General features: G+C 64.0%; 8 protein-coding genes. 6 read left to right on the top strand and 2 right to left on the bottom strand.

Annotation, left to right across the window (positions count from 1 at the left end; all coding sequences use genetic code 11):
* The first annotated feature begins 55 nt into the window (after nt 1-55).
* Nucleotides 56-1,216, top strand: coding sequence for a hypothetical protein (locus ACOOHF_RS02560; RefSeq protein ID WP_420463247.1), 1,161 nt, complete (start codon nt 56-58; stop codon nt 1,214-1,216).
* Nucleotides 1,217-1,239: 23 nt separating this feature from the next.
* Here ACOOHF_RS02560 and ACOOHF_RS02555 read toward each other — a convergent pair whose 3' ends face one another.
* Both ACOOHF_RS02555 and ACOOHF_RS02550 read right to left on the bottom strand, forming a co-directional pair.
* Entirely contained in the window at nt 1,240-1,635 is a 396-nt protein-coding gene (locus tag ACOOHF_RS02555; protein WP_420463246.1) for a type II toxin-antitoxin system VapC family toxin, read from the bottom strand.
* A complete protein-coding gene (locus ACOOHF_RS02550) occupies nt 1,632-1,916 on the bottom strand; it encodes a hypothetical protein (RefSeq protein WP_420463245.1) in 285 nt (94 codons plus the stop codon). The genes ACOOHF_RS02555 and ACOOHF_RS02550 overlap by 4 nt, the downstream gene beginning before the upstream one ends.
* Nucleotides 1,917-2,263: 347 nt before the next feature.
* On the opposite strand from ACOOHF_RS02550, the gene ACOOHF_RS02545 reads away from it, so the two are divergent.
* The 5 genes from ACOOHF_RS02545 to ACOOHF_RS02525 all read left to right on the top strand — a co-directional run bounded on the left by ACOOHF_RS02545 (nt 2,264) and on the right by ACOOHF_RS02525 (nt 13,121).
* Entirely contained in the window at nt 2,264-4,591 is a 2,328-nt protein-coding gene (locus ACOOHF_RS02545) for a DPP IV N-terminal domain-containing protein (RefSeq protein ID WP_420463244.1), read from the top strand.
* A gap of 160 nt (nt 4,592-4,751) precedes the next feature.
* Nucleotides 4,752-5,510: a phospholipase D family protein gene (locus ACOOHF_RS02540; protein WP_420463243.1), complete on the top strand. Its 759-nt coding sequence runs from the start codon at nt 4,752-4,754 to the stop codon at nt 5,508-5,510.
* A gap of 142 nt (nt 5,511-5,652) precedes the next feature.
* Entirely contained in the window at nt 5,653-5,991 is a 339-nt protein-coding gene (locus ACOOHF_RS02535) for a hypothetical protein (protein WP_420463242.1), read from the top strand.
* Between the two features lie 352 nt (nt 5,992-6,343).
* Nucleotides 6,344-8,299 carry an Ig-like domain-containing protein gene (locus tag ACOOHF_RS02530; RefSeq protein ID WP_420463241.1) on the top strand — a complete coding sequence of 652 codons (1,956 nt, stop codon included), beginning with the start codon at nt 6,344-6,346 and terminating at the stop codon, nt 8,297-8,299.
* Between the two features lie 283 nt (nt 8,300-8,582).
* Complete coding sequence (locus tag ACOOHF_RS02525) at nt 8,583-13,121, top strand: hypothetical protein (protein ID WP_420463240.1); 4,539 nt, start codon at nt 8,583-8,585, stop codon at nt 13,119-13,121.
* The last annotated feature ends 222 nt before the right edge of the window (nt 13,122-13,343 follow it).

Here is a 13,343-nt window from a genome sequence, read left to right as displayed (position 1 = left end):
CCACCGATCCCGGCATCGCTGCAGTATGGCGGCTAAACCCGGAGGAGAGCGACTGATGGTTTCGATGCTCACTCTGGCAGCTCTCGTGGCTGCGCCCCTCGGGGCCCAGGAGGTTGTCGAGAGCGCGGCGCCCCGTGAACCGGATCTGACGCTGGCCGAGGCGCCGCTCGTTCGCATCGGCGCGCTCGACGGTCCGCTCGAGTACATCTTCGGAGACGTGGCGGGCGCGGTCCGTCTGGATGATGGCAGTATCGTCGTCGTGGACGAGCAGAGCCACAACGTCCGCAGGTACGACGCGGATGGGCGGCACCTGTGGACGAGCGGCCGGGAGGGTGACGGTCCCGGAGAGTACCGGGGTCTGCGCCTACTCCGGGATTGTCCGGGCGCGGCGATCACGGTCTTCGACTGGGTCCAGGACCGTATCACCCAACTGGATCTCGACGGGAACGTCGTCGACACGCGGGCCCTCAACTCGATCGGCGTGCGTCCGTACGGGGAACCCGCCTGCTCGCCCGATCGGGGCCTCGTCTTCACCCCGTGGCCGGAAGACCAGGGAAGCGTTCTGGACCGGGCCGTGGGCGAATCCTGGCGCTGGCGCATGTCCCTGAGGTACGCCCTTGATGACGGCGAGACCGTCCTGCGCACCGGGATTCCGGGAGTCGAGCGCACTCGCATTTCGCGGACCAGTGCCCGACCCAGCTACTGGGGACGGGACATGGTCTTCGCGGCCGTGGATGGGGGCGCGTGGTACGGGACGGCCGACGACTACGAACTGCAGCATCTGGACTGGACGGGCCGGGTCACTCGCATCGCCCGCTGGTCCGGCCCCGACCTCGCGGTCACCGACGAGCAGGTGGATCGCTACCGCGACTACTGGTGGGACTATCTCCTGACCCGGGACCCCAATGAGGAGCGCAGCCGCTTCGAACGGGAATTCTGGCCAGAGGTGCGGGCGTACCTGCCCGAGCGTTTCCCCGCCTACGAATCCCTCCTCGCACTGCCCGACGGCAGCATATGGATCAGGGCGTACCGCTGGCGGGCGCCCGGGGAGGAACTGCACCTCCTGGACCGCGACGGCGTGTGGCTGCGGCGCCTCGTGATGCCCGGCGGCTCCGTCCTCCTCGACGCGGGCCTTGATTGGGTGCTCATCCTGCAACGCGACGCGTTCGACATCCCCACCGTGGCCCTCTACGACCTGGTGGAAGCCGACCGGTAGGACAGAGGGGCCCTACCTCGTGTTCAGCGAATACAGATGACGCGGACGCCGTCCAGTTCCAGTTCGGCCCAGGCGCGGTCGGCGGTGAGTGCCGCGAGGCCGAGTTGGCGTGCGGTGGCCAGGCAGGCCCTGTCGCCCAGGCTCAAACCGAGATGCCGGGTCGGCTGCCGATACGACCCGCTCAGAAGTGCCGCGGGCCTGTCAAACGGCACGACCTCGATGCTGGACTCTTCGAAGAAGCCCTCGACCTCCTCCCGCGTCCAACCTTCACCGCCGAGGCGGGAGGCCACCTCGGCGGCGTTTACGGCCGAGATCGCCGCGCCCCGCCGCACGGCATCCCACACCCGGGTTGCCCCTTTCTCCTCGAAAACGAGAGCCAGGAGCGCCGATGCGTCCAGCAGCGCCGAAGGGAGCCTCACTCCTCGGCAGCCTCTCTACGCCGCTCCGCGATGAACGCATCCACAACGCTGCCGGCCGTCCGCTTCCTGCGCCTGGCGAGCTCCTGATAGCGACGGATGACTCCATCGGTCGTGCTCACCCTGAGGGTGTTCCCCTCCAGTCCAACCAGCAGCTGCTGTGGTCCGCGGATTCCGAGGGCCTTCCGGAATTTCCCGGGCACGACCAACCGGCCGGCGGCGTCGATCGCCACCAGCTCGCTCTGAACGGTATCACCCGCCGGGCTGTTCACCGCTTGGGTCATGGGATAACCTCTATAATGGTACCTCTTGCCGTCATGGAACAACACAGTTCATACCATATTACTCATGTCCTGGCAACAGCAAGCAGGACTGCGGTCGAGGATGCTCCTCCGGGGCGGTGACCCCTATTCCGGCAGCCGGCGGGTGGGGAAGTGCGGGACGCTCTCCGGGTCGACTCCCCGGACGGCATCGGCCAGTCGCGCGGACCGCGCCGGGGACCGCCCCTGAAATACCTTCCCGGCGCGCCACGGGGCACCTCGCGGGAGGGCGGTGGCCGGCGCGGTGGACCGCCGGCATCTTGCGGCCTCGCACCGCCCGAGGATCCAGGTCGCCTGACAGGACAGTAACCATGAGCCGCATAGCCAACGCCGCGTTGCTGGTCGCCGCCGTTCTCTCGCCGATGTCGCCGGCGTTCGCCCAGGAGGCTCCCGATGCCCTGACGGAGGCGGACTACGCACGGGCGGAAGGGCGGCTCGCGAACCACACGAGCCCGCTCGTACTCGGGGCTTCCGTCCTCCCCGTTTGGCTGGACGACGGGCGGTTCTGGTATCGGAACCGGTTCGAGGGTGGCACCGAGTACGTCATCATCGATCCGGCCGCGGGGACGCGGGAGCGCGCCTTCGACCATGCGCGCATGGCCGCCGCGCTCGCTGCGGCGACCGGCGAGGAGTACACGGCCTTCGCGCTCCCATTGGGAGATCTCGCTCCGGAGGCCGGGTCGGTCCGCTTCGAGGTCGAGGTCGAAGGGGAGACGTATGCCTGCGGGCTCGACTCCGACCGCTGCGAGGCGGTCCCGTCGCCCGAGCCCACGCCGGTCCGTCGCTTCGACATCGCGTCGCCCGATGGGACGAAGGCGGCCTTCATCCGCGACCACAACCTGTGGCTCCGTGACCTGGCCACGGGGGAGACGGAGCAACTCACCGAAGACGGAATCGAGGACTTCGGCTACGCGACGAACAACGCGGGCTGGGTGAAGAGCGACCGTCCCGTGCTCAAGTGGTCTCCCGACTCGCGCCGCATCGCCACCTTCCAGCACGACGGCCGCGGGGTGGGGATGATGTACATGGTCACGACCGAGGTCGGGCACCCCGAACTCGAGGCGTGGCGCTACCCGCTCCCGGAGGACTCGGTGATCTTCCGGATCCACCGGGTGGTGATCGACACGGAAGCGCCGGGGGGGAGCCACGCCGTCCGCCTGGACATGCCCCCGGACCAGCACCGCTCCACCGTGTGTGACCACGTGGCGTGCCGCGGGACGTTCTCCGATGTCGAGTGGAGCGCCGACGGCTCACGTCTCGTCTTCGTCTCGAGTTCGCGCGACCACAAGCGGGCGCTCGTCCGCAGCGCGGACACGAGCACGGGCGCGGTCCGCGACCTGTTCGAGGAGGTCGTGGAGACGTTCTTCGAGTCCCACGCCAACTGGCGCTATCTCTCCGCCTCCGACGAAATCCTCTGGTATTCGCAGCGGGACGACTGGGGGCACCTCTACCTGTACGACGCGACCAGCGGAGAACTGAAGCGGCAGGTGACGTCGGGCGCCTGGAACGTGGAGCGCGTCCTCCGCGTGGACGAGGAGGCGGGGGAGATCCTCTTCATGGGGAACGGGCGTGAGCCGGGCGATCCCTACTTCGCGTATCTTTACCGCGCGGCGCTGGACGGGGGCGATCTCGCGCTGCTCACGCCGGATAGCGCGAACCACGTGACGTGGCTCGCGCCCGACGGCGAGACGTTCGTCGACCAGTACTCGACGCCCACGATCCCGCCGGTGACCGTCGTCCGGGACATGGACGGCGAAGTGCTGCGGACCGTCGAGCGGGCCGACATCTCGCGCCTGGAGCGCAGCGGTTGGCAGCCGCCCATCCCCTTCACGGTGAAGGCGCGCGACGGCGAGACGGATCTGTACGGGCTGATGTTCCGTCCCTCGAACCTCGATCCGGCCGCCAAGTACCCGGTGATCAACTACCTGTATCCGGGGCCGCAGAGCGGGAGCGTGGGGAGCCGGAGCTTCCGCGCCGCGCACCGCGACCTGCAGTCGCTGGCCGAACTCGGGTTCGTGGTCATCGAACTCGACGCGATGGGGACGCCGAGGCGGTCGAAGACGTTCCAGGACGCCTACTACGGCAACATGGGCGACAACGGCCTCCCCGATCAGATCGCCGGCATCCGCCAACTGGCGGAGCGCCACCCCTGGATCGACATCGACCGGGTCGGGATCTACGGCCACTCCGGCGGCGGCTTCGCCTCCACCTCCGGGATCCTGCGCTACCCCGACTTCTACAAGGTCGCCGTCTCCCAGGCGGGGAACCACGACAACCGGAACTACGAGGACGACTGGGGCGAGAAGTACCAGGGGCTGCTCGAGGCGTACGCCGACGGGGTCACGAACTACGACAACCAGGCGAACCAGCTCGTGGCGGAGAACCTGAAGGGGAAGCTCCTCATCGCGCACGGCACGATGGACACGAACGTCCCGCACTCGAACACGATGCTGGTCGTGGACGCGCTCATCGCCGCCAACAAGGACTTCGACCTCCTGCTCTTCCCCAACCGCAGCCACGGCTTCGGCAACGAGCCCTACATGATGCGCCGCCGCTGGGACTACTTCGTCCGACACCTGATGGGCGCCGAGCCGCCCCCCGAGTACGAGTTCGGCCGCCTCCAGCCGCTGGTGCCGTAGATCGTCACTCGACCATCTTCTGCGGGCCTCGAGAGAGGGACGTTCCCGCGGGAACGTGTTCAAGCATCGACTGGCGAGCGTTTGACGAGACGCGAGCCGGCCTGGTCCCGAACGCCGTACGCACCCCAACCAAGATCTTCTTGAACAGTAGAGGAGCGACATGATACTCCGTGGCGAGAACTTGCATGACCGCTTAAAGGATCTTCTGAAGACTCATACCCATGTTGACATTGCCACGGCCTGGGCCACCGGTGGGGAGCACTTGCGACTGTTGGCGGACGCCACGAGGAGGAAGCATGGAGGTGTGAAAGTCCGCGCCATCGTCGGCATAGCGGGGAACGCGACGCGCCCGGATGCCTTGAAGGAGCTGTATAGAATCACAGATGGCGACCTCAGGATCATCGCGGACGGGAGCCGTCTGTTCCACCCTAAGCTGTACCTGTTCCGACGGCACAAGAACGAGCTCGTAGCGTCTCACGCGTGGGTCGGGAGTGCCAACTTCACGAACATGGGGTTCGGAGGTCACGCCAAGGCGAATGAAGAGATCATCGTGGAAATGGATCCAGGGGAGAGGGCCGACGCGCTGGCCGCCTGGTTCCAAGAACGGTGGGATCGCTGCGCCACGGATCCCCCGGTCAGGGACGTGATCCGGCGGTACACGGAACACTGGAAGCGGAACCCGCCTCATCCCGACATCCAGGAGTTCGTTTCGGGATCGGCTTCTCGCCGGATCGAGCTTCTCGACGACGCTCATCGTCCCCTGACTTTCGCGAAATACCGACAAGCTCTGAAAGAAGTGCGAAGAGATGTTGCGGGACGAAGAATGGGAAATCTTCGATCCCCGGGTTCGGAGCTACATGAGGGTGATATCCCACCGCCGGAAACTGCTGCTTGGCGAAACGAGTTGGTCGCATCTTGATCCCGAGTCCCGGACCCAGTTGAAGGGTGGGGCGCATCGCGCGGATTCGAATTGGTGGGGGCTGATGGGACGTATGGGTCGCCGCCATTGGCCGGCCGTGCTCCACCACGAGACCAAGATCCGATCCATCCTCGAGCGGGTTGTGAAGGCTGACGATGGGGCATTTCCGGACATCGCCGCTACCGGGATGAAGGAGTTGACCAACATCGACTACGTGGGATACGGGACGGCGACGCTGCTGCTGACGCTCGCGCGACCGGACCGGCTGCTGTCGCTGAACAGCGCGTCCAAGGAGGGCTTTGGAGCGCTTTCAGGGAAGAGCTCTTCGACCCTCGGGAAGCCCGAGCATTACCGCAACCTGCTTCAATGGCTCTACGACCAGCCTTGGTATCGCGATGAGCCGCCGACGGACGAGAGCCTGGCGCCAATCTGGCAGTTCCGCGCCGCTCTCGTTGATCCGTTCGTTTACGAGCGGAAGTAGCAGCTTGGTCCGCTTGTGAGGCTTCCCGCGGGAACGTGCTTCGATCAGTCGCTACGCCAGACCGAGTCGTTTGGTGAGTTCGTTGGCGTCGCTGAATTCACCTCGACGAGGTCAAGGGATGCCATAGCCTTGCGGAGGTGCCAGGCGTTCTCCGGGGACGGATGAGGTAGGCGGTCTCCATCCAGGGCGTAAGCCGCTCGCCCTGCGGGCATCAACTTCGCATTCTTTGGCACGTTCTCTGGATCCACCGACGAGTAGAGTGTGGATTCTCTGTCACGAACCCGCACCTTACTCGGCGATCCAGTTAGCAACCATTCTAAAGCCCACAGCACCCTAGGAAAGGTGGACTGCCGTGAACGTGCGGAACGAACGTTTGGAAGGCAGCGAATGCGCGATCCGGCGGCGAGACCGGGCCGTCCTTCTGTTCGTCCTGCTCGTGGGCCTCTCCTGCGGGGACTCCTCGACGTGGCCGACTCCTCCGCTGCCGTCCCCGCCCCCCCAGCTCAGCTTGGTGACGGTGACCCCCGCGACAGCCGAATTGACCGCGCTCGGGGACACCGTGCGGTTGTCGGCCGAGGTGCGCGACCAAGCGGGCCGCGTGATGCCGGGGGTGGGGGTGTCCTGGTCGAGCGGGGACACGGCCGTGGTAACCGTGGATGCCGCTGGGCTCGTCACGGCGGCCGGCGTGGGCACGGCGGGCGTCACGGCGCGCGCCGGGACGGTAGCGCGCGAAGCACGGGTGTCGGTGCGGCAGTCCACGGATTCCGTGGTTGTGACGCCATCGGTGGTCGAACTCGTGGCGCTGGGGGATACGGTGCGGCTGTTGGCCGAGGCTTGGGACGCGAACGGCCACCCGGTGACAGGGGCGGTCTTCAACTGGAGTTCGAGCGACACGTCGGTGGCGACAGTGGATTCGACCGGGCTCACCACTTCAGTCGGCAACGGCGTCGCGTTGATCACGGTAGCTGCTGGTGCAACCGACGCTTCAACTATTGTGGTCGTGGAACAGCTGCCTGCTTCCATCGTTTTGACGGTTCTGCCGAACCCGATGTCAGTTGGTGACTCACTCCAGCTGACCGCAACGCTGCGTGACGGCGCTGGTGCCGCCATTACAGGTGCCACGTTCCTATGGGAGTCCAGCAACCTCGCCGTTGCAACCGTCGATCAACGAGGGTGGGTGCAGGTGAGGTCCACAGGGGAAGCCAATATCGGCGTGACATCTAACGGCCTACATGCCTCCTCAGCGCTGGTCACGCTGGGGGAAGCTGTCGGTCGAGTCCTCCTGGACGGCGAGCCGGCGGCTGGGTTCACGGTTCGGCTTCGTGGTGGGGGAGTACAGGAGAGGGTAACCGACGATTCTGGTGAGTATCGTTTCCTCAATTTGCGGTCAGATGATCAGGTCTGTATCCGTGGCCCCTCATCTCCTGGTTGCTACAGCGTTAGCATCTTCGGACAAGACCTGGGATTCGACATCCTGAGGTTCGGCTTCCAGATTAACGAAGAGCGCTTTTCTGTCGATCTGGGTGCCGTTACAGTCGTTGAGAGCTTCGCCGGCTACTCAATTCCAGAGTGCGAGACTGCGAATTCCATCGTCGATCTAAGGTTCGTGAACAACGATCCCATGTTCGATGACTACTATCGGTCCGCCGTCTGTCGGTGGACGAGCATCGTCGTCGACATCCAGCGAACACCATGCCTCCTAGGACCACCCGATCAGGGAGTATTGGTCGAGGTCGAGTACGTTGATGATTTTGACGAAGCCGGAGGCCAGCTCATTCTATGCGACGGTGAGCCATGGAGGGCTTCGTTCAGAACAGTTCACAGCGACAGATACAATCCAGAACACTGGCTCGTACCGCCACAGGTCTACTCCCAAGCGAGTCGGAACGTCGCGTTTGCACTGGGTGTCCTCCAGGTCTCCAGCATGCCGGCTTGGAGTGCACACGTCTCGTCGGATTCTGCGGGTGCCGTTTTCACGGGCCTGGAGGCTACAGGAGCCTTTCAGGCACTCGGAGGCACCGGACATCCAAGGCTCGTCGTAACGAGCGGTCAGAGCTTCTGGCGTAGTGGCGTGATGTGCAACGAAGCTCATGGTCCGGTCTCCATGGCCGGAACCTCGCAGCCGATCAGTTCCGTTACGATCGGAGCCTTGATCGATACCGGGTTCTACGAGGTCGACGGCAGCGCAGCCGAGGTATTCCGGCCGAGTACGTGCGTACCATCGGCGGGCGATACATGGCCAGCAGCGGACGCATCAGGACCGGCTCTGTCGCCACTCCGGGTGCTAAACCTCCGCGCGAGGAGATGAGCGGTTGCCATCCAGCGGGACCGTCTGTGAGTCGTGGTTACGCAAGGCCGAGTCGCTTGGCGAGTTCGTCGACATCGATGAGGCACCTCGCCCGAGGCTTTCGATACCGGGTCGCGCCCGATCTGTGGTGGCCGGACGAAGATTCGCACTCTCCACCCTCGCCCGGCAACATCTCTCCCCGAGAGCGTCGTCCGCGGGTCGATACCTGCAGCTTTGACCCCCAGCCGAACGCGGCCTACGGTCTCTTCGCGATCGCTGCAGCGCCAACACCGGAGAAAGTCATATGCCCTTGCCAGGAGGCCCCGCCAGCAAGCTGGGCAACCGCTACGAAGCTTACTGGGCGGTCCGTCAGCTTCTTCGCCTGCTGACCGGAGAAGCGACGCACATCCGGTTCGAACCTCCCGGGATGGACAAGATGGAATTCGTGGTGACGGTCGACGGTGTCCGCGAGTTCCACCAAGCGAAACGTAGCCACCCCCAAGGCGCTTGGACTCTCGCTCAACTTCGTCGTGATGGCCTGCTCGAAGCCGTGTGCCACCAGCTTACTGACAGTCCCGACACCTTTGTCTTCGTGTCGGGTAGCGATGCGCCCGAGCTCCGCGATCTTGCCGATTCCGCTCGCAACGCAGCGTCGCAGGAAGAATTCGAACGAGGATTTCTGAAGGCCGACAGCCGCGCCAAGCCGTTCAAGCGACTCCGGGAAATCTGGCGGTGCAACGCCTCAACGGCACACGAGTTTCTGCGGCGCATCAGGGTGCAGACGAGCGACGAGTGGATCCTCCGTGAGGGAATTCGGTGGGCAGTGCAGTTGCTCCTAACCGGTGGCACCACGGAGGTCGCGAGCGATGCGTTACGAAGCATCGTTGACGATTCGGTGCACAAGACGATCACGCGCGACTCCCTCCTGCGCTGCCTCTCGAAACGCGGCCTCAGCTTGCAGCCGTCAGCTGATCCCCGGACGGCCACGCAACTCATTCGCGCCGCAACGGATCGATATCTCCAGGATGCTCGTCGCAGGCTGATTCTCGGTCACGTGCGAGCTCGAAAGCAGATAGGGGATATCGTCGATCAACTCCGGCGATGCGACGAACCGCACCAGTATGCGATCACAGGTAAAGCCGGTATCGGCAAGACGGCCTGCGTGGTTGATATCATCGACCGGTTTCGCGAATCGGAGATTCCGGTGCTGGCATTTCGCATGGACCGCCTTTCGAGCGTGGCGACAATGCGCGAGCTGGCGACCTATCTCGAATTTGATATCCACGCGCCGGCCTTGACGCTACAAGCAGCGGCTCGGGGTGCCAATCGTCCCGCCGTGCTTGTAATCGATCAGCTCGATGCCCTCGGTACTGCTTCAGGCCGAACTGCCGACGCGTTCGATCTCGTTGAGCGCCTGCTCCAAGACGTCCAGAGCCTGTCGGCTACGCCACCCGTCCACGTGGTGTTCGTCTGCCGGGAATTCGACCTGGCGCACGACTCAGGCCTCCGGTCACTCATGGCTCCATCCGCCACCACGGCGACGGTCGAGGAGTTCGATCAAGATGAACTCGAGAGCATCCTGGCTGAGGCAGGTCACGTTCCGCATGCGCTGCAACCCAGGCAGTTGAACCTCCTAGGCGTGCCTCAGAATCTGGCTCTTTTCCTCGAAATCAGCCCGGACGGCTCCTCCCCTCCAGGCTTTGCCACCGTCAAGGAACTCTTTGATCGATACTGGGAGGTGAAGCGGCTCGCGGTTCGTGGTCGTGCAGACGTGCAATCAGACGAGTGGATGGCGGTCATGGGGATTCTCTGTGAGCGCATGACTGCGACACAACGTCTGGCGGTAGCTGCTGAACACCTCGACGACGTGGACCCTGCGTATCTGGCAGGTCTTGTTTCCGAAGGAGTCCTTGTACGGGATAGGGGGACACTCAGCTTCGCCCACGAGAGCCTACTCGATTACGTCTTCGCCCGTCTCTTCGTCCGGCGAGGTATGACGCTCACTGCGTTCCTGAAGAACGCGGGCCAGGACCTGTTTCGACGAGCCCAGGTTCGCCAGACGCTGACCTATCTGCGAGACGCTGATCGTGACCGCTATGTGGGACAACTTGGCGAGCTGCTGGGTGACCCCGAGATAAGGCCGCACATCAAGGATCTCGCCTTGTCCTGGCTTGCCGAGGTCCCGGATCCGTTGGACGGCGAGTGGGAGGCGTGGGAAGAGCACGTCGCACCGCTGCTCACTGCGTATCAACGGGGCGACCAATGCGCGCACGACTTCGCTCGATTGGCCTGGCGGAGGTTGCTCCCGAGCACGGAATGGTTGGCGTACCTGGACAGCCACGGCCTCGTTGACGACTGGCTGGGTTGGCGCCATCCCAAACTCGAGAACGACTTGTTCGTCGCAATGAGCCGCGACCAGAGCCGGTTCGGACAGCGGCTCGGTACGCTACTGGGCGAGAAGCACGAGGAGAACGGCGAGCGGTCGATCCACATCCAAGGTCGAATCGCCATGGCCGGAGGCGACATGAGCCGCGAAACGTTCGAAGGGATTCTTCGATACGTTGATGCGGTGACGCTGGATGAGCTCGGCGGTGGGCGCGGCGTACCGGGGATGCTCCGGACGTTCTGGTATCGCGTGGGCAAAGGCCGGCCGGAGTGGATGGCGGAGTTGATTGCCGCCGCTCTGCGATCTGCAGTGCGAGCGGTTGTTGCCGCAGGCACCCACACCACGGGCAGTCGTTTGCTGGGAGGCAGCCTTGGGGGCGGCGACGAGATCGAGGCGGCGGCGGAGGCGGCCCCCAACAAGTTCGCCGAACTTGTCCTGCCACCGGTACTTGAACTTTCCGACTCGGTCGCCTACGAAGGCGAGATACCTCGCCGGGACAGGATCTGGTGCTACTTGCCGTGGGGGGAGCATCCAACCGTGGAAGATGCGGTCGTGACCGCATTGGCGGATGCGGTGAGCGAGTGGGCGTCGGAGGGATCGGTACCTGACGCTATTCTGGATGACCTCCGCCGGCGGAATACGCAGATCAGCAACTACATGCTGCTCGCGCTCTACAGAGGCGGTGCCCGGCATTATTGGAAAGACGCCATCGATCTGTTCGTCGAAGAACCGTGGCGATTTGAGTGTGGGCCCGACGATGGTCCCCAATGGTTCGCCCGGGAGACCGTAGAAGCCTTAGCAGAGCGTTGTTCGGTGGCAGAGTTGCGACGCTTGGAGGACGCGATCATGAGCTACGTGCCTGCATGGGAACGCACCCCAGAGGGTCGGCGTTCCCGGGGACTCGCCGAATTCGACCTGCTGTCATCGATTCCCGACGGACTGCGGAGCCTGAAAGTGAAAAGGCGGCTCGGCGAGCTGGAGAGGAAATTTAAAGAACCGTCTGGAAAGCCAAGAGGAGTTCGGAGCGGTTTCGTGGGCTCTCCGATCCCTCCTCAAGCCGTGGACAAGATGACGGATGAGCAATGGCTGAAGGCGATTAGGAAATACGAAGGGCGTGGACATGGGTTTGCCAAGGGAGACGAGTTCGTAGGCGGGGCGCTCCAGTTGTCCCGTGAGCTTGAGCGACGGACAAAGGAAGATCCGAAACGCTTCGGAAGACTCGCATCAAGACTGCCCGAGGACGCCAATCCGGTATATCTGTCAGGAATCCTCCGAGGGCTGGACGGCACCGAGCGTGCGGTAGCGGACGACGTGAAGCTTGCCGTGTGCGCGAAGGCCTTTGCGGACGCACGAGAGGATTTCAATGTCGGTTCTGCTATCGCCGATGTGCTGCGAAATCTCTCGGATCCCCCATCGGACGAAGCGGTTGAGATTCTGAGTTGGCTGGCCACGCAACACCCCCACCCGGACTCGTCAGATGTACGAGAGGCGACGAATCAACTGAAGGCGAGTGGTTTCGACAGAATATACACGTCCGGAATCAACACAACGCGGGGGAGAGCGGCGGAGGCCGTGGCAAGGTTAATTGCACGGGATGCAGACAATTTCAGCAGATTCGAAACGGCTATCGACGCGATGCTGCGTGAGCAGCACTTGGGGGTAGTCGCCTGCGTCGGGCGGGTGATAGCTGCGGTTGGGGCCCACGATGCCGTGTGTGGTATCCAACTGATGTCCCGCGTGGAGTGCGTGGACGCCGTCGTGCTTGCAACGCCCCACTTCCTGAGATTCCTCGCGTCGCAACTGCCGGAGCAATTCGAGGAAGTGCGCGGATTCGTCGAGAGGATGATACGGTCCGACTCGGTGGATGCTCAGAAAGCCGGAGCACAATTGGCAGGGCTGGCAGTCCTGTATGGCCGTGATGCAGACGATCTGGTCGCGGAGTCGATGCAAGGCAGTGTCGACCATCGGGGAGGAATCGCCGAGGTCGCGTCCCGGAACGTCGCAGCATCAGCGTATCGCGACTGGTGCGAACCACACCTGACGGTCCTGTTCGATGACGAAGACAAAACTGTGAGGCAGCGAGCAGCGACCTGTTTCCGGCAGTTCGAGGACCGTGGATTCGAGGGGTATGAGGAGCTGATCGGGGAGTTCGTCGAGAGCCGGGGGTTCCTGCGGAGTGCCCCCGAGATCCTTGACGCCCTGAAACGGGCACGTAGTCGATTGCCCGGCGTGACGTGTTTGGTGTGTGAGCGGTTTCTCGATCACTTCGATGGGAGTGCAGAAGACATCAGCACCCGGGCGGCAGGAGAAGCGATGGATGTGGCGGAACTGGTGTTCCGCACCTACCAGCAGCATCAGGGGGATAAGTGGGGAGACAAGGCTCTCGATCTGATCGATCGCTTGTGTCTGGCTCAGGCGTACGGAGTACGTGAGGGGTTCGAGGAGTTCGAGCGATAGCGATGCTGGTCGTGGCGGCCCGCGAACGACCGTGCGCTCTCGCTGAGTGGTGGTCTCGGTACTTCCCCCCTTCAGGTGAGCGCTGCGACTATTTCGTCCGCCACCTCCTCGGCGCCGAGCCGCCCCCGGAGTACGAGTTCGGCCGCCTACAGCCCCCTGGTGCCGTAGACCGACCGATCGGCTCCGGGCGGTAACGGAATCCTGTGTCTCGTCCGGGGGGTG

Origin of the sequence: Candidatus Palauibacter sp. (assembly GCF_965216145.1) — a bacterium.
Classification (GTDB): domain Bacteria; phylum Gemmatimonadota; class Gemmatimonadetes; order Palauibacterales; family Palauibacteraceae; genus Palauibacter.
The sequence above is the reverse complement of the archived record's forward strand: the minus strand, read 5'-3'. Positions and strand labels throughout refer to the sequence as shown.